Annotated in this window: 11 protein-coding genes and 1 pseudogene; 6 read left to right on the forward strand and 6 right to left on the reverse strand. The window is 70.6% G+C overall.

Annotation, left to right across the window (positions count from 1 at the left end):
- The first annotated feature begins 447 nt into the window (after positions 1 to 447).
- The 4 genes and pseudogenes from HJD23_RS11285 (at position 448) to HJD23_RS11300 (ending at position 7,496) form a co-directional block, all read left to right on the forward strand.
- Positions 448 to 3,582, forward strand: a complete 3,135-nt coding sequence (locus tag HJD23_RS11285; protein WP_240980686.1) for a DNRLRE domain-containing protein — start codon at positions 448 to 450, stop codon at positions 3,580 to 3,582.
- 199 nt (positions 3,583 to 3,781) lie between these two features.
- Positions 3,782 to 4,564, forward strand: a complete 783-nt coding sequence (locus HJD23_RS11290; RefSeq protein WP_171108553.1) for a serine protease — start codon at positions 3,782 to 3,784, stop codon at positions 4,562 to 4,564.
- 101 nt (positions 4,565 to 4,665) lie between these two features.
- Positions 4,666 to 5,621, forward strand: a pseudogene (locus HJD23_RS11295) (IS481 family transposase).
- Positions 5,622 to 5,870: 249 nt separating this feature from the next.
- Positions 5,871 to 7,496 carry a SpoIIE family protein phosphatase gene (locus tag HJD23_RS11300; protein WP_171116535.1) on the forward strand — a complete coding sequence of 542 codons (1,626 nt, stop codon included), beginning with the start codon at positions 5,871 to 5,873 and terminating at the stop codon, positions 7,494 to 7,496.
- Here the strand turns inward: HJD23_RS11300 and HJD23_RS11305 are convergent.
- Entirely contained in the window at positions 7,379 to 8,731 is a 1,353-nt protein-coding gene (locus HJD23_RS11305) for a hypothetical protein (protein ID WP_171116537.1), read from the reverse strand. The genes HJD23_RS11300 and HJD23_RS11305 overlap by 118 nt on opposite strands.
- Before the next feature lie 189 nt (positions 8,732 to 8,920).
- Here HJD23_RS11305 and HJD23_RS11310 point away from each other — a divergent pair, with 189 nt between their 5' ends.
- On the forward strand, positions 8,921 to 9,526 hold the full coding sequence (locus HJD23_RS11310; RefSeq protein ID WP_171116539.1) for a GPP34 family phosphoprotein: 606 nt from the start codon (positions 8,921 to 8,923) through the stop codon (positions 9,524 to 9,526).
- 111 nt (positions 9,527 to 9,637) lie between these two features.
- On the opposite strand, the gene cimA is transcribed toward HJD23_RS11310, so the two are convergent.
- The 5 genes from cimA to ureA all read right to left on the reverse strand — a co-directional run bounded on the left by cimA (position 9,638) and on the right by ureA (position 15,687).
- The gene (cimA, locus tag HJD23_RS11315) at positions 9,638 to 11,242 is read right to left on the reverse strand and encodes a citramalate synthase (RefSeq protein WP_171116541.1); all 1,605 of its coding nucleotides are present in this window, start codon (positions 11,240 to 11,242) and stop codon (positions 9,638 to 9,640) included.
- Between the two features lie 346 nt (positions 11,243 to 11,588).
- Positions 11,589 to 12,200 (reverse strand): TetR/AcrR family transcriptional regulator, encoded by a 612-nt coding sequence (locus tag HJD23_RS11320; protein ID WP_171116543.1) that lies wholly within the window; start codon positions 12,198 to 12,200, stop codon positions 11,589 to 11,591.
- A gap of 22 nt (positions 12,201 to 12,222) precedes the next feature.
- Positions 12,223 to 13,233 carry an agmatine deiminase family protein gene (locus HJD23_RS11325; RefSeq protein WP_171119009.1) on the reverse strand — a complete coding sequence of 337 codons (1,011 nt, stop codon included), beginning with the start codon at positions 13,231 to 13,233 and terminating at the stop codon, positions 12,223 to 12,225.
- A 40-nt stretch (positions 13,234 to 13,273) separates the two neighbouring features.
- The gene (locus tag HJD23_RS11330; RefSeq protein WP_171116545.1) at positions 13,274 to 14,986 is read right to left on the reverse strand and encodes an urease subunit alpha; all 1,713 of its coding nucleotides are present in this window, start codon (positions 14,984 to 14,986) and stop codon (positions 13,274 to 13,276) included.
- On the reverse strand, positions 14,983 to 15,687 hold the full coding sequence (gene ureA, locus HJD23_RS11335) for an urease subunit gamma (protein WP_171116547.1): 705 nt from the start codon (positions 15,685 to 15,687) through the stop codon (positions 14,983 to 14,985). The genes HJD23_RS11330 and ureA overlap by 4 nt, the downstream gene beginning before the upstream one ends.
- A gap of 131 nt (positions 15,688 to 15,818) precedes the next feature.
- On the opposite strand from ureA, the gene HJD23_RS11340 reads away from it, so the two are divergent.
- Positions 15,819 to 17,249, forward strand: coding sequence for a cytosine permease (locus tag HJD23_RS11340; protein WP_171116549.1), 1,431 nt, complete (start codon positions 15,819 to 15,821; stop codon positions 17,247 to 17,249).
- Positions 17,250 to 17,291: the final 42 nt, after the last annotated feature.

Here is a 17,291-nt window from a genome sequence, read left to right on the forward strand (position 1 = left end):
TGGACTTTGAGCGCGCATGCGCGTCGACTCCCCCACCCAGGCGATACGAACGTGACCGCACCCTCTGTCATGAGCGCCACACGATTCAAGATCGATGGAGCGGGCTGAAATCCGGGCCCGTGAGTTGCGTCACGCCGCAAAATGGGACGTCCTGCCCCTTGTCCTGACCAATGGGATGCGTGGCTGAAAACAGTCGCCATCGGTGCACAGCAGGTGATCAAAAGCCGCAGACGCCACACCCGTAACCGTGCGCCAAGGGCGTCTCAACACATCGTCACAACTTTATAAAATCTTCATACATGGACGATCCGTGCGGATCATGTGATCGTGTGCGCGCCCATGCCCCGCGGCCTGCCGTCCGGGGCTCTCTGTGCTGTCCCCATCCGCCTGGTCCACACGGGAGTAGACCCCGCCGTGTTCGCGCCGCCTCGTTTTCTCAGCCCCTTCGTGCGCACGCGCACCCGGCTGACACTCACGCTCGGCCTGGTTCTGGCCGCCCTGACCGCCACCCTGTTGCCCTGGCTGCAACCAGACGAACCATCAGATCCACAGGCGCGCAAGGCGACCGACGCGAAACAGGCGGCGACCGCCCCCCGCGACGAGGCCGCCGCCGCGGCCGAGGCCCGGCGCACCAAGAAGCGGGTGCTCGTGGATACGGCGACCACCGCCACCTCGCTGACCTGGGCCCAGCCGGACGGACAGCTGCGCACCCGGATGCACGCCCTTCCCCAGCGGGCGAAGAACGCCGAGGGGAAGTGGGCGCCGATCGACAACCGGCTGAAGCGGACGGACGACGCCGACGGCCTCGGCATCCGGCCGGCCAACCCCGCCGTGCCGGTGCGGTTCTCCAGCGGTACGCCCGGCAAGGACACCCGGGCCGACCGGTCGTACCAGCGCAGGCTTCTGACGGACGGTCAGACCGCCGGGGACCCCGTGCTGGCCGAGGTGGACATCGACGGCCACACCGTCGCCTACACCTGGCCGGGCACGCTGCCCGAGCCGGTGCTGGACGGCCCGCGCGCCCTGTACTCCGAGGTGCTGCCGGGCGTCGACCTGCTCCTGGTCGCCCGCGAGGAGGGCGGCTTCGCGCAGCTGCTCATCGTCAAGACCGAGGAGGCGGCGCGGAGCGAGGCGCTCGCGACGGTGTCGTACGGACTGCGCTCGAAGACGGCCGTGTTCCAGCACGACGAGACCGCCGGGCGTGTCCTGGTGCTCGACGGGGACGGCGAGGAGATCGGCTCCATACCGACGCCCTTCGCCTGGGACTCCAGCGGCCGTGACCTCGAACTCCCCGAGGGACAGTCCACGCCGCGCACCTCGGTCGCCACACCGGCCGACGTGCTGAAGCTGTCCGGCCTGAGCGGCATCGAGCCGGGCGCGCACTCGGCCCCGATGCCGATCCGCCTGGAGGGCGACAGGACGGGGACGGCCCGGCTCGACCTGCGGGTCGCCGGGACCGGCCTGCTCACCGACGAGGACGTCCGCTTCCCGGTGTTCGTCGACCCGACGCTCAACAGCGGTTGGCAGGCGTGGACGACGGCGTACAAGCCGTACCCGAACACCAGCTTCTGGAACGGCACCAACTTCAGCTCCGGAACCTCCGACGCCCGCGTCGGCCACGAGGACGACACCGGCGGCACCGCCCGCTCCTTCTGGCGGATGGGCTACAGCAGCAGCCTGAAGGGCGCCACGATCTCCGCCGCGACCTTCAAGGTGCTCAACAACCACTCCTGGTCCTGCACCACGCGCGAGTTCCAGTTCTGGCTGACCGGGTCGATCTCGTCCGGCACGACATGGAACAAGCAGCCGAGCTGGTCCACGCAGCTGCAGAAGAAGTCGTTCGCGCACGGCTGGTCCTCCAGCTCCTGCCCGGACGCGTACGAGTCGTTCAACGTGACGACCGCCGCCCAGAAGGGCGCCGACAACGGCTGGTCGAACATCACCTTCGGCATGCGCGCGACCAGCGAGTCCGACACCCAGACCTGGCGCAAGTTCCGGGCGACCTCGGCGACGCTGGAAGTGGTGTACAACCGCAAGCCGTACGAGCCCACGGGCGGCAAGTCCACGCCCGGTGGCGCCTGCGAGGTCGACAGCGCGGGCGTGACCGTCGGCAAGACCAGCATCGTGCTGTCGGCGAACGCCAAGGACCCCGACGGCAACCTCAGCAAGCTGCGCTTCCGCTTCTGGAAGACCGGCGGCACCGTCCCGTCCGGCACCCTGGTCACCCCCAACTCCAGCGGCACCGCCACGCTGACCATCCCCACCACGTTCCCGCTGGAGGACAAGACCACCTACTCGTGGGACGTGCGCGCCGAGGACTCCGGCGGGCTGGTCTCGACGTTCTTCCCGCCGGGGACCTCCCCCTGCCGGATCAACATCGACGCCAGCGCCCCGCCGCAGCCCACGATCGAAAGCGACGACTTCCCCCGCGCCACCTCCGACGGCCAGACCTGGGCGAAGGTCAAGTTCGGCGAGACCGGCGCCATCACCTTCACCTCCCAGGGCGCGACGAAGTTCCAGTACTCCATCGAGGGCCTGGACTGGACCTATGTGAACGCCACCAACGGCACCGCCACCATCACCGGCCTGAAGCCGCCACACGCGGGCCCCAACACGGTGTACGTGTACGCCTACGACGAGTTCGGCAATCGGAGCGTCTACTCGAGCCACACCTTCTACATCCCGCCGCGCGACAAGGCCGACGCCCCTGGCGACACCGGCGGCGACGGCATCGCCGACCTGCTGATGGTGTGGTCCAGCGGCGACCTGTACAGCTGCCCCGGAGGCACCGACGGCGAGCTGAATTCCTGCCTGGGCGCCGCGTACACCTCGGACAAGAAGCTGCACCCGGCGGGCCACTGGTACGACTCGGGCACCGGCAAGGCCGCGCTGATCACCCACTACGACGACACCTACCCCGGCGACGGCATGACCGACCTGTTCGCGGTCACCCCCGACGGCACCTTCTGGATGTACCCCGGTGACGGCTACGGCAGCTTCAACGTCGACAAGCGGCTGAGGATCCGCCTGCCCGCGAACGCCCCGGCACCGTCGACCTGGACCCAGATCAAGGCCGTCGGCGACATCACCGGCGACAAGCATCCCGACCTCGTCCTGCGGGCCGGTACCGCGTTCTGGACGCTGTCCGGCTACAGCGGCGCGACCTTCGAGTCGGCCACGCTGATGAACAGCGACGCCTGGGCCCGCCGCGACATCGTCAACGTCGCCGACATCAACGGCGACACCACCCCCGACCTGCTGTGGCGCAACCTGGACAACGGCAACATGTACGTCCGCCACGGCAAGCCCGGCCCCGTCAGCGGCAGCGTCGACGTCGACTCGCTCAAGCTGGCCGCCAACTCCCTCAACGGAGACGTGTCCTACGGAACCACCTGGACCGAGGCCAACGTGTCGACGGCCCTCGGCATCCCCGACGTCAACGGCGACAACATCCCCGACATCTGGGCCCGCTTCGCCTCCGACGGCCAGATTCGGATCTACCACCCCTCCAGGACCAACACCAACGCACCCGTGAAGATCGTGATGACGTCGGACTGGAACGGGGCCAAGTCCTTCGGCTGACACCGCCGCGTCCGCACTCACACCAGGCCCCGGCCACCCCCTGCGGGTGGCCGGGGCCTGGCCGTGCGATGGCCGGATCGCGGTCCTTGTGCGGAGGCTCACAGGGCTCTCATAATCCCAGCGCGGGAATTGACATGTGCCTGACATCCCCATGGCCTGACGTTGCCGCATCCCCAGACCCCCCACGGAAGGCGTCAAGGTGAAGACTCTCCTCAAAGCCCTCAAGAGATGCGCGGTCGCCGGTGCGGCCGCGCTCGCGGTGGTCAGCCTTCAGCCCGTCTCGGCCGCGCAGGCTGCCCCCGCGCCCGTGGTCGGCGGCACGCGTGCCGCGCAGGGCGAGTTCCCGTTCATGGTCCGGCTGTCGATGGGCTGTGGCGGTGCGCTGTACACCCAGCAGATCGTGCTGACCGCCGCCCACTGCGTCGGCGCCACCGGCAACAACACCAGCATCACCGCCACCGCCGGTGTGGTGGACCTGCAGTCCACCAACGGCCGCGTCCAGGTCCGCTCCACCAAGGTCTACCGAGCCCCCGGCTACAACGGCAACGGCAAGGACTGGGCCCTGATCAAACTCGCTCAGCCGATCAACCTGCCGACCCTGAAGATCGCCACCACCGCGCAGTACAACACCGGCACCTTCACCGTCGCCGGCTGGGGCGCGGCCCGCGAGGGCGGCGGCCAGCAGCGCTACCTGCTCAAGGCGAACGTGCCCTTCGTCAGCGACGCCACCTGCCGTTCCTACAGCGGCTACGGCGGGCTGATCGCGGGCGAGGAGATCTGCGCCGGGTACACGGCGGGCGGCGTCGACACCTGTCAGGGCGACTCCGGCGGCCCCATGTTCCGCCGGGACGCCTCAGGTGCCTGGATCCAGGTCGGGATCACCAGCTGGGGCATCGGCTGCGCCCGTCCCAACGCCCCCGGTGTCTACACCGAGGTCTCCACCTTCGCCTCCGCAATCGCCTCGGCGGCGGCCACGCTCTAGGTGTATTGATCACGAGCGTTGTTGACGGTCACAGGTCTTGATCGTGGCGAAGGCCCCCGTGTGTGGTGGAGGTGTCGAATCTTCACCGCACGGAGGCCTTCGTGTCCCACCGTAATGCCCGGTTGACCGTTCATGGCAGGCGGCTGCTCGTCGAACGCGTGTGTTCTGGACGACCGGTCGCCCACGTAGCTGCCGAGATGGGCATCTCACGAGCCACGGCCCACAAGTGGCTACGCCGTTGGCGCACAAGCGGCGAGGCAGGACTCATCGACCGCCCCAGCAGGCCACACACCACACCCCACCGCACCCCGGCCACCGTGGAGGCCCGCGTGTGCAGGATGCGACAGACCCACAAGCTCGGCCCGCCCGCATCGGCCCGATCCTGGGCCTGCCCGCCTCCACCACGCATCGCATCCTGGTCCGCCACGGCCTGAACCGGCTGGCCCACCTGGACCGGCCCACCGGGCAGGTCATCCGCCGCTACGAACGCGACCGGCCCGGCGAACTGCTCCACGTCGACGTCAAGAAACTCGGCCGGATCCCCGACGGCGGCGGCCACAAGGTCCTCGGCCGCCAGGCCGGCCGCGCCACGCGCAACAGCATGGGCTTCGACTACGTCCACTCCGCCGTCGACGACCACACCCGGCTGGCCTACAGCGAGATCCACGGCGACGAGAAGGCCGCCACCTGCGCAGACTTCCTGCGCCGGGCCGCAGCCTTCTTCACCGCCTGCGGCATCGACCGCATCGAGCGGGTCCTGACCGACAACGCCTGGCCCTACCGCAAGAGCTTCGCCTGGCAGCAGGCACTGGCCGACCTCGGCGCAAGCGGCAAACTCACCCGCGCCTACCGGCCGCAGACCAACGGCAAGGTCGAACGCTTCAACCGCACCCTGCTCGATGAGTGGGCCTACGTGCGGCCCTACACCAGCAACACCGAACGCACTGACGCCCTGGCAGACTTCCTGCACACCTACAACCACCACCGCTGCCACACCGCACTCGGCGGCCAGCCACCCATCACCCGCGTGAACAACCCTGCGGGTCAATACACCTAGGGCGTGTTTCGAAAGTCCCGTCTGGCCCGCCCTCCGGGCGGACGACGCTACTTTCGAAACACGCCCTAGTCCCGCAGCAGGCAACGTTCGCCCTGGTGCAACGCGCCGTCCGGACAGTGGTCCGGGCGGCGCGTGTGCGGATGGCTGAGCCGTGGGTGCGGGGGAGACGATTGTGGAACTCGTGCAGCAAGGCGGGCCCGGGCCGAGGCAGACAGCCAGTCGGAGCGGCGGGCGGAAGGGGTGCCTGGGATGAGTGCGACCGAAGCCTTCGGTGACGACCTGGGGCAGGCCGGGAGTGCACGCGCCGCGTCAGGTGGCCTGCTCGACGTGCTGGCCGTCGCCGCCGTCGTCCTGGACTCCGACGGCAGAATCAAGCTGTGGAGTCCGCAGGCCGAGGAGCTGTTCGGCTACAGCGCCGAGGAGGCCCTGGGGCAGTATGCGGGCCGCCTGCTGGTCCACGAGCAGCACCTGGAGGTCGTGCTGAGCCTGTTTGCCCAGGTCATGGCGGGCGCGGGTAGTTGGGCGGGGGTGTTTCCCGTTCGGTACAAGGACGGCAGCACCCGACTGGTCGAGTTCCGCAACATGCGGCTGCAGGACGAGCAGCAGGACTTCTACGCCTTGGGCCTGGCCACGGAGCAGTCGACGCTGCGGGAGGTCGAACGGGACCTGGCGCTGTCCACCCAGCTCATATCCCAGTCGCCGATCGGACTGGGCGTGCTGGACACCGATCTTCGCTACGTCACGGTCAACCCGGCGGAAGAGCGAATGAACGGTGTCCCCGCCGCCGAGCACGTCGGCCGGCATGTCCACGAGGTGCTGCCCTACCTCGACGAGTCCTTCGAAGCAGCGATGAAGAAGGTGTTGACCACCGGTACACCGATCCTGGACCAGTACACCGTCGGCCGTACCCCGGCCGATCCGGAGAACGAGCACGCCTGGTCGATCTCGTTCTACCGACTCGAAGCCCCCAACGGGAAGGTGCTGGGAGTGGCAACGTCCAGCGTGGACGTCACCGAGCGGCACCGTGCCGTCCAGGAACAACGCCGCACCGCCGTGACCCTCCAGCGCAGCCTGCTCCCCCACCCCCCACCGCAGCGCCCCGGCCTGACCCTCGCCTCTCGGTACCAGCCCGCCGAAGCCACCAGTGAGATCGGCGGCGACTGGTTCGACGTCATCCCGCTGGGCGCGGACAAGACGGCCCTCGTGGTCGGTGACGTCATGGGCAGCGGCATCGGCGCCGCCGCCTCCATGGGCCAGCTCCGCACCGCCACCCGTACGCTGGCCGATCTCGACCTCGACCCCGCCCAGGTCCTGCACCACCTCGACAGCATTACCGACGGCATGGACACGATCGCGACCTGCGTCTACGCCGTGTACGACCCCTGCACCGCACACTGCCACGTCTCCCTCGCCGGCCACCTGCCGCCGGTCCTCCTCCACCCGGACGGCACGCGCGCGCTTCTCGGCGTGCCGACCGGCGCACCGCTGGGCGGCTGCGGCGTCACCTTCGACACCACCTGCCTCGACCTCGTGCCGGGTGACCAACTCGTTCTCTACACCGACGGCCTGGTCGAAACCCGCGACCAGCCCATCGACGCACGCTTGGGCGCCCTCCTCGACTTCCTCGACGACCCCGACCGCTCGCTGGACGAAACCTGCGAAATGCTGCTGGACACCCTGCGCCACCCGGGACATTTCGACGATGTAGCCCTGCTCATCGCCAGGGCGGAGCCCCCTTCAGCGGGCGAGGACGAGTGTCAGAAACCGCCTCCGAAGTCCCCGCCCCCGCCGAAGTCCCCACCGCCGAAGCCGCCCCAGCCGCCGCCGAAGTCGTCCGCGTTGAAGTCCGCGCCGGAGACGTCGCCGCCCTCATAGCCGCCGGCGCCGAAGTCGCCGTAGCCGGAGCCGTAGTCGGCGGCGTAGGACGGGGTGGCCATGGCGCTGCCGAGCATCGTGCCGATGAGCAGGCCGGGCAGGATGCCGCCGCCGAAGTAACCGCCGGCCCAGGGGCCGTAGGCCGGGCCCGCGTCCCAGTACGGGCGGCGGCCGGAAGCCGTCTCCACCTCGCGGATCATCGGGTCCTGGCCGTCGGACAGGCGGGCCCGGTCGGCCGCGCAGACCGGCACGTCACGGGTCGCGCCGCCCATCGGCGTCCAGGTGACGTCGGCCACCGAGGGGCCGTGGCGCGGGTCGAAGAAGCACGGCGGACGGCGGTCGGGGAGCGAGTGCCCCTCGCGGCGGGCGGCCAGCGTCGCGAGCGAGAAGCGGCCGTCCTCCAGGCACTGGGTGACCGCCCGTACGTCCTCGGGCTTCCGGGCCGCCGCCATGTGGTCCTTGGCCTTCTCATACGCGTCCAGCGCGTGTTCGTAGTCCGCGCGCATGGCGTCGTCGGCGCCGGGTTCGGCGGGGTGGAAGTCCAGACGGTCCAGTTCCTCACCGAAGGCGGTGATGTCCTCGTCGACCACCACCCGCAGCTTCTCCAGCGCCGCCCGCTGCTCCTCCTCGTGGCGGCGGCGGTTGCGGTGCGCGATCGCGTACGCGCTCGCGCCACCGGCGGCCAGTAGCGCGCCGAGGGTGATCAGGCCGGTGGTCGAGACGCCTTCGCCGGTGCCCTCGCTCCAGCTGCTCGGCGCCGTGCCGCCGACGTTGCGCAGCGCGCTGTCGACGAAGTCGTTCAGCTGGGCCTTGGCGTCGCCCGCGCTCTGCACGGACGTGACCAGGTTGGACACGGCCCCGCGGCTCAGCACGGCGCTGTCGGCGCGGGCGTCGAACTCGTCGCCGAGCCGGATGCCGTACAGGCCGGTGACACCGGTTTCGGTGCGCAGGTTCTGGAAGAGGTTCGCCTTGGGGTAATCGGACGGCAGGACCGCCACGAAGACGGGTTTGTCCGCGTCCTTGATCTTGTCGGCGAGCGCTTCGGCGTCCGACCCGGACAGCACGTCGGACGCGGCCGGGTCGACGTAGACCGGGCTCTCGCGCAGCGCCTCGGCGACCTTGGACAGGTCGGTGGCCGCGTGTGCGCCGGGCACACCGGCCACCAGCACCGCCAGCACGGCGGCGACAGGCACGATCAGCAGGCGTACGAGCCTTTGTACGAGCGCGGCCTTCATATCTTCGAAGCTACCTGAATGGGTACAGAAAGGGGCATCGGCCCGGGGAGGAAATTCCCCGGACCGACGCCCGCCGCGGCGTCGGTCACGCCGCCTTGCAGCCGGGGCGGCGGTGGGGCTGCGGATAAGCTGCAGCGGCCCCATCGTGGAGATACGGGCCCGTACCCACGCCCGTGACCTGGAGCCGAGATGACCACACCGCAGGATCTGCTGATCGTCGCCCTGAACGTCCCCTCCAGCCGTGACGTGGGGCAGGGTCACCTGTCGCTCGCCCTCGCCGGAGCGGAACTGCTCGACCTCGTCGACGCCGGGGTGCTCGCCCTGGACGACGATCTCCTCGTGCCCGGCGCCGAGCGCTCCACGGGGGACCGCCTGCTGGACGAGGCCGGGGCGTCGCTCGTCAGGCAGCCGCCGTACGAGACGATCGAGGACTGGCTGTGGCGCCGCGGGCGGGGGCTGGCCCAGGCCTACATCGGCGTCCTGGAGGAGGAGACGCCGACCGGCGGCGCACGCCGTCATTGGCTGCGGCGGCGCCGCGACCCGGCCGCGACGGCCGACTCGCCTTCCCGGCGCCGCGCGAACGACCGGTGGGCCGCCCACGAGCCCGTCCTCGTGGGCCTCGCGGACGCCTTGGGCATCGAGGACGCCTCGACGACCGGGGCCGACAAGGCCACCGCCGAGCCGACGGTGACCGTCCTGGCCGCCGTCAACGACGCCCTGACGGAACTGGAGGCCGTCCGGCAACGCCGCCACATCGAGAACGAGGCCTTCGACAACGTGTGGCGGGCCCCCTGACGGGGCGAACGCGACTCAACCGCGCCTCGGGGAGCCGGCGCGCACGCGCGCCGGCTCGGTCCGGGGCGACAGCGCCCGACCGCCCTGCTCGGTTTCGGTGTTCCGGCCCGGCTACGAGGCCGGTTCCACGCCCGCCCGGAGGAGGCCGTAGGTGTACGCGTCCTCCAGGGCCTGCCAGGAGGCGGCGATGACGTTCTCCGCGACGCCCACCGTCGACCACTCGCCCGCGCCGTCGGAGGTGGCGATGAGGACCCGGGTCGTGGACTGGGTGCCGTGCTTGCCCTCCAGGATGCGGACCTTGTAGTCGACCAGCTCCAGCTTGGCGAGCTGGGGGTAGATCTTCTCCAGGGCTACTCGAAGGGCCCGGTCGAGGGCGTTGACCGGGCCGTTGCCCTCCGCCGTCGCGACGATGCGCTCGCTCTTGGCCCACAGCTTCACCGTGGCCTCGTTGGCGTGGCTGCCGTCGGGGCGGTCCTCGACGATCGCGCGCCAGGACTCGACGTCGAAGTACTTCAGCGGCCTGCCCTCGACCTCCGTGCGGAGCAGCAGCTCGAAGGACGCGTCCGCCGCCTCGTACGTGTAGCCCTTGAGCTCGCGCTCCTTCACCCGCTCCACGACCCGGCCGACCAGCTCCCGGTCGCCGCCCAGGTCGATGCCGAGTTCCTTGCCTTTCAGCTCGACCGAGGCGCGGCCCGCCATGTCGGAGACCAGCATCCGCATGGTGTTGCCGACCTGCTCGGGGTCGATGTGCTGGTACAGGTCCGGGTCGACCTTGATGGCGGAGGCGTGCAGGCCCGCCTTGTGCGCGAAGGCGGAGACGCCGACGTAGGGCTGGTGGGTGGACGGGGTGAGGTTGACGACCTCCGCGATGGCGTGCGAGATGCGCGTCATCTCGCGGAGGTGTCCCTCGGGGAGGACCTTCTTGCCGTACTTCAGTTCCAGGGCGGCGACCACGGGGAAGAGGTTGGCGTTGCCGACGCGCTCGCCGTAGCCGTTCGCCGTGCACTGGACGTGGGTCGCGCCCGCGTCGACCGCGGCGAGGGTGTTGGCGACGGCGCATCCGGTGTCGTCCTGGGCGTGGATGCCGAGGCGGGCGCCCGTGTCGGCCAGCACCGTGGAGACGACCGCCTGGACCTGGGCGGGGAGCATGCCGCCGTTGGTGTCGCAGAGGATCACGACGTCCGCGCCGGCTTCCGACGCCGTACGGACGACCGCCTTGGCGTACTCGGGGTTGGCGCGGTAGCCGTCGAAGAAGTGCTCGCAGTCGACGAAGACGCGGCGGCCCTGGTCCCGCAGATAGGACACCGTGTCGCGGACCATCTCCAGGTTCTCGTCCAGGGTGGTCCGCAGGGCGAGTTCGACGTGCCGGTCGTGCGACTTGGCGACCAGCGTGATCACCGGGGCGCCGGACTCCAGAAGCGCCTTGACCTGCGGGTCCTCGCTCGCCTTTCCCCCGGCGCGGCGGGTGGCGCCGAAGGCGACCAGCTGGGCGTGGCGGAACTGGATCTCCTGCTGGGCGCGGGCGAAGAACTCGGTGTCCCTCGGGTTGGCGCCCGGCCAGCCGCCCTCGATGAAGCCCACGCCGAACTCGTCCAGGTGCCGTGCGATGGCCAGCTTGTCCGCGACGGTGAGGTTGATGCCCTCCCGCTGGGCGCCGTCTCGCAGGGTGGTGTCGAAGACGTGGAACGAGTCGTCGAGCTCGCTGGTTTCCGTCATGGTCTGAAGGCTCCTGGTGTATGGATCTCGGTCTGTACCGGAATGACCGGCTCCACCGTCCCCTATGATCCCGCGCGCTGCGCTCCCGGCTGAAGGTGGGCCAGAAAAGCGAAAAACCTCTCGCGGGTGCGAGAGGTCTGCGCGCGGGTCGAGGACGACGGTGTCCGCCCGTACGTGGTCGTACGTGGCGGTCACTGCGGACCGGCGCGCCTGCTGCCAATAATCATCGTGGCGAACGAGAGCACGGGGGCAGTGTGGCACAAACCGCCCCGCGTCTCACGGCTGTCTCAGGATGCGGGCGGTAGTCCCGCCGTCACGCCGGGGCAACGTGCACTCAGACGTGCACTCAGGCATCGCCCCGGACCAGCCCGCCGTCCAGGAACTCCCGTACGTGGTCCAGGATCTGCGCCCGGTCCGTCCCCCGCAGCCCGATCGCCACATGAATGGAGAAACCGTCGAGCAGCGCGCGCAACCGGGCGGCGAAACGGTCGGGGTCGACGCGGCGGAACTCCCCCCTCGACACCCCCTCCGCGATCAGCGCGACGAGATCGCGGTGCCAGGCGCCCTCGATGGCGGCCTGCCGGGCGCGGGCGTCGTCGTCGGCGTTCTGCGAGCGGTTCCAGACTTCCAGCCAGAGCGTCCAGTGCGGGTCGCGATGACCGTCGGGGACGTACAGGTCGACGTAGGCGTCGAGGCGTTCCCTCGCGGTGCCGTCCCGGCTGAGCAGCCGCCCGCGCTCGATGCCCAGCCGTCCCTCGCTCCACTCCAGGGTCTGCAGCAGCAGCTCGTCCTTGCTGTGGAAGTAGTACAGGAGATGGCCGCTGCTCATCCCCACCTCACGGCCCAGCCCCGCCATCGTGAGCTTCTCCAGACCGCGCTCGGCGATCATCTCCATGGCGGCGGCGAGGACGTCCTCGCGAGGCGGTGCGTTCTTCCGCGCGCGAGCCGCACCGGCCATCCGTGACTCCTCTATATCTTCTCTATATCTTCGGCTGCTGTTGGGTGATGCAGTGGATGCCTCCCCCGCCTGCGAAGATCGTACGGGCGTCCACCAGGGTCACTGTGCGCTGCGGGAACAGGCGGCGGAAGATGCCTGCCGCGATCTCGTCGCGCGGGTCGTCGAAACCGCAGAGCACCACGCCGCCGTTGCAGAGGTAGTGGTTGAGGTAGGAGTAGTCGGCCCAGTGGCCGTCGGCCTCCAGGACGGTGGGGGCGGGTATCTCGACGACCTCCAGGCGGCGGCCCCGCGCGTCCGTCTGCGCCTTCAGGATGCCGACGACCTCCTTCGTCACCTCGTGGTCGGGGTGCGCCGGGTCCGGTTGCACATGGGCCACGACCACGCCGGGGCGGGCGAAGGCGGCGACGATGTCGACGTGGCCGAGGGTGCCGAAGCCGTACGGGGGGTAGTCGCCGGTGAGGCCGCGGGGCAGCCAGATGGCCTTGCGGGTGCCGAGGTGGGCATGGATCTCGGCCTCGGCCTCCTCCCGCGTCCAGCCGGGGTTGCGCTCGGGGCCGAGCTGGACCGTCTCCGTCAGCAGGACCGTGCCCTCGCCGTCGACATGGATCGCGCCGCCCTCGTTGACGAGCTGCGAGGCGTACGTCTTCGCGCCCGCGAGGTCCGAGACATACGCGGCGATCTTCGCGTCGTGTTCCCAGCGGGCCCAGTCCTGGGCGCCCCAGCCGTTGAACGTCCAGTCGACGGCGGCGAGTTCCCCCTTGCCGTTGGTCAGGAAGGTCGGGCCGATGTCCCGCATCCACGCGTCGTCGAGGTCGCGTTCGACCGTCTCGACGCCCTCGCCCAGGAGGCTTTTCGCGTCCGCCGACTGTCCGGGGCCGCACACCACCGTCACCGGCTCGAAGCGGCGGATCGCACGGGCGACCGAGGCCCAGGCGATCCGGGCGGCGGCGAGGTCCTCCGGGTCGGCGAAGGTGGGGTTCGGGCCCGGCCACGCCATCCAGGTGCGCTCGTGCGGGGTCCACTCGGCGGGCATGCGGAAGCCGTCGGATGCGGGGGTGCTCACAGGGTTTTCCTCACAGGAAGTACAGGCGGTTGAGGGAGACGGACTCGGCCGGTCGGGAGCGCAGCGGGTCGCCGTCGAGGGTGACCAGGCCGGTGCGCTGGTCGACGTCGACCTGTCCGGTAAGGGAGTTGAGGCGCAGGTCGGCCGGGCCGATCCCGCGCGTGCCGCGCACGGCGACCCTGCGGCGGCGGGTCGGCATGGTGTCGTGGCCCTGGTCGAGGGCCGCCTGGGCGACGAACGCGACGGAGATGTCGGCGGGCGTGGCGCCGTGCGCGCCGAACTGCGGGCCCAGCACGAGAGGTTCGCAGGTGTCGGTGGCGGCGTTGGGGTCGCCGACCACGCCGTACGCCGGGAAGCCCGCCTTGAGCACCAGCTGCGGCTTGGCGCCGAAGTACTCGGGCCGCCACAGCACGAGGTCGGCGAGCTTGCCGACCTCGATCGACCCGACCTCGTGCGCGAGGCCGTGCGCGATGGCGGGGTTGACGGTCAGCTTGGCCATGTAGCGCAGGACGCGCTCGTTGTCGTGGCCGTCGTCCGGGGCGCCGAGTTCGGCCTTCATCTTCCCGGCCATGGCGAACGTACGGCGGACCGTCTCGCCCGCGCGGCCCATGCCCTGCGCGTCCGACGAGGTGATGCCGATCGCGCCCAGGTCGTGCAGCACGTCCTCGGCGCCCATCGTCCCGGCGCGGATGCGGTCGCGGGCCATGGCGGCGTCGCCGGGCAGGTCGGTCTTCAGATCGTGGACGGAGACGATCATGCCGTAGTGCTCGGCGACCGCGTCCCGGCCGAAGGGCAGGGTGGGGTTGGTGGAGGAGCCGATGACGTTGGGCACCCCGGCCATCTTCAGCACGTTCGGGACGTGCCCGCCGCCGCAGCCCTCGATGTGGAAGGCGTGGATGGTGCGGCCCTCCAGAACGCGCAGGGTGTCCTCGACCGAGAGGCACTCGTTCAGGCCGTCGCTGTGCAGGGCGACCTGGACGTCATGCTCCTCGGCGACGCGGAGTGCGGTGTCCAACGCCCGCGTGTGCGCACCCATGTCCTCGTGCACCTTGAAGCCGGACGCCCCGCCTTCGGCCAGGGCCTCGATCAGGGGCGCCTCGTGGGACGACGAACCCCGCCCCAGGAACCCGATGTTGACCGGCCAGGCGTCGAAGGCGTTGAACGCGTGCTTCAGCGCCCACGGGGAGTTCACCCCGACCCCCCACACCGGCCCGAACTCCTGCCCGATGATCGTGGTCACGCCGGACGCCAGCGAGGCCTCCATGATCCGCGGCGACAGCAGGTGGACGTGGGTGTCGACGGCCCCGGCGGTGGCGATCAGGCCCTCGCCGGACACGATCGACGTGCCGGTGCCGACCACGACGTCGACCCCGTCGAGGGTGTCGGGGTTACCGGCCCGCCCGATCGAGCAGATCCGGCCCTCGCGGATGCCGATGGAGACCTTGCGGATGCCCTGCACCGCGTCGATCACGACGACGTTGCTGATCACGACGTCACAGGTCTCCCGGACGGCGGCCGCCCTGAGGTGCAGCCCGTCGCGGGCGGTCTTGCCGAAACCGGCGAGGAACTCGTCGCCGTACCGCTGGGAGTCGGACTCCACCCGGATCGTCAGGCCGGAGTCGCCGAGGCGTATCCGGTCGCCGGCGCGGGGGCCGTGGGTGGCCGCGTACTCGTACGGGGTGAGACGGCGCGCTTCGGCCGGGTGGCCTCCGGGGCGGCTCATCGCTCGACCTCCTGGTCAGTGGTTCCTGATACGCCGAGGTAGCCGCAGGCGGCGGCCCGGCGCAGGGCCTCCTCCTTGGCCCCAGGCGCGTCCAGCGGCCCGTCGACCAGCCCGGCGAATCCGATCGCGATCCGCTCGCCGCCGATCGGCACGAGCCCGACCTCGCGGCTCTCGCCGGGCCCGAAGCGCACGGACGACCCGGCGGGCACGGCGAGCCGCATCCCGTAGGCGTCGGCCCGTACGAAATCCAGGCGCGGGTTGGCCTCGAAGAAGTGGAAGTGGGAGGTGACGGAGACGGGCACGGTCGCGGTGTTGGTGACGGTCAGCCGCACCACCGCCTCGGGCTCGGCGTGCTCCGGCCCCGGCAGCAGCGCGCCCGGCGCCCGCTCCCCCAGCCCGCCCCCGATGGGGTCGGACACGACCGCGAGCCGTGAGCCGTCGTCGAAGACGGCCTCGACATGCACCTCGGTCACGACGTCGGCGACGCCCGGCAGGACGTCGTCCGGCCCGAGCACCGAGCGGGCACGCTCGATGGCCTCGGCGAGCCGGGCCCCGTCCCGGGCGGCTTCGCACACGGTGTCCGCGATGAGCGCGGTCGCCTCCGGCACGTTCAGCCGCAGCCCGCGGGACCTGCGTGCCCGGGCCAGTTCGGCGGCCCCGAAGAGCAGCAGCCGGTCACGTTCCGTGGGGGTCAGTCTCACTGCGCGGCACCTCCTTGCCTTTCCTAGCTTTAGAGCGCAACTCTAAACGTTGGATTGCAGCAACTGAAGGGTTGACGACAGGAGGTCGCACACCTCAGATTGAACGTCACTCTAACTGAGGGAGACCAACCATGCCGATGGAACAGCGCGGAGTCGACACCATCCCCGACGAGGAACGCACCAGCACACCGCGCGACCTCGTCTCGATCCTGCTCGGCTCCAACCTCTGTCTCGGGGTGATCGTCTTCGGCTGGCTGCCGCCGTCCTTCGGGCTGGACTGGTGGGGGTCGCTGAGCGCGATCGTCGTCGGTACGGTCGTCGGGACCCTCTTCACCGCCCCACTCGCCCTGATCTCCCTGCGCACCGCCACCAACCTGTCGACGTCCTCCGGCGCCCAGTTCGGTGTGCGCGGCCGACTCGTCGGCTCGATCGTCGGGCTGCTCCTCGCCCTCGGCTACACCGCGCTGACCGTGTGGATCGGCGGCGACGTCACGGTGCGCGTGCTGGAACGGCTCGTCGGGCTGCCGGCGAGCGAGCTGTCGTACGGCCTGGCCTACGCGCTGCTCGCCGCCGCCACCGTTGCCGGCGCGATCTACGGCTACCGCGTGCTGCTCGCCATGTCGCGCGTCCTCGCCTTCGGCATGACCGGGCTGCTGGTCCTCGGTCTCGTCGCCTACGCCCCCGACTTCACCACCGGCGCGCTCCCGGAGGCGGGTGGCTATCTGCTCGGCGGTTTCTGGCCGACGTGGATACTGGCGACGGTGGCCGCCGGGCTGTCCGGCCCGATCGCCTTCATCACGCTCCTCGGCGACTACACCCGCTACATCTCACCGGCCCGCCACTCCTCCCGCCGGGTGCTGCGCGCGACCTGGCTGGGCCTGATGCTCGGGCTGCTGGTCCCGCAGCTGTTCGGCACCTTCACGGCGTACGCCGCCCGCGCGGCCCTCGACTACGCCGGGCCGCTGGTCACGGCCTCCCCGACCTGGTACCTGATCCCGCTCTTGCTGGCCGCATCCGCCGGTTCGGTCGGCAACGCCGGGCTGATGCTCTACTCCATGGGCCTCGACCTGGACGCCATCCTGCCGCGCGCCTCCCGGGCCCGGGCCACCTGCGCGGTGGCGGTCGTCGCCACCGCCTGTGTCTTCGTCGGGCACTTCGCCTGGGCGGCGCAGGCCGCGATGACGTCGTTCGTGCTGCTGCTGACGGCGATCGGCACGCCGTGGGCGGTGATCACGCTGATCGGCTTCGTCCGCTGCGGCGGGGTGTACGACGCGGAGGCACTCCAGGTGTACAACCGGCGCGCGCGGGGCGGGGCGTACTGGTACCGGGGCGGCTGGAACGTCGCGGCCACCGTGTCGTGGGCGCTGGGCGCTTTCGTCGGCGTGCTGGCGGTGTCCCTGCCGTCGTACGAGGGGCCGCTGCTGGCCCTGACCGGCGGGGTGGACGTGAGTTTCCTGCTGTCGGGAGCGGTGGGCGCTCTGACGTATCTGCTGATCCCGGTCCGCGCGAGGGCCGACGTGGAAGAGGACTCCGGGGCGGCCCGGGCGACTGCCGAGGTGTAGCCGGTGCGCCGATGCAGCCGGTGTCAGCCGGTGCAGCCGGTG

This window comes from Streptomyces sp. Z423-1 (genome assembly GCF_013009255.1).
GTDB lineage: Bacteria > Actinomycetota > Actinomycetes > Streptomycetales > Streptomycetaceae > Streptomyces > Streptomyces gossypiisoli.

Bases quoted from the DNA above. Each gene is read 5' to 3' on its own strand.
- HJD23_RS11330 (WP_171116545.1), bottom strand. From the start codon at position 14,986: ATGAGCCGCCCCGGAGGCCACCCGGCCGAAGCGCGCCGTCTCACCCCG.
- HJD23_RS11300 (WP_171116535.1), top strand. From the start codon at position 5,871: ATGAGTGCGACCGAAGCCTTCGGTGACGACCTGGGGCAGGCCGGGAGT.
- HJD23_RS11320 (WP_171116543.1), bottom strand. From the start codon at position 12,200: ATGGCCGGTGCGGCTCGCGCGCGGAAGAACGCACCGCCTCGCGAGGAC.
- HJD23_RS11325 (WP_171119009.1), bottom strand. From the start codon at position 13,233: ATGCCCGCCGAGTGGACCCCGCACGAGCGCACCTGGATGGCGTGGCCG.
- HJD23_RS11305 (WP_171116537.1), bottom strand. From the start codon at position 8,731: ATGAAGGCCGCGCTCGTACAAAGGCTCGTACGCCTGCTGATCGTGCCT.
- HJD23_RS11310 (WP_171116539.1), top strand. From the start codon at position 8,921: ATGACCACACCGCAGGATCTGCTGATCGTCGCCCTGAACGTCCCCTCC.
- cimA (WP_171116541.1), bottom strand. From the start codon at position 11,242: ATGACGGAAACCAGCGAGCTCGACGACTCGTTCCACGTCTTCGACACC.
- HJD23_RS11340 (WP_171116549.1), top strand. From the start codon at position 15,819: ATGCCGATGGAACAGCGCGGAGTCGACACCATCCCCGACGAGGAACGC.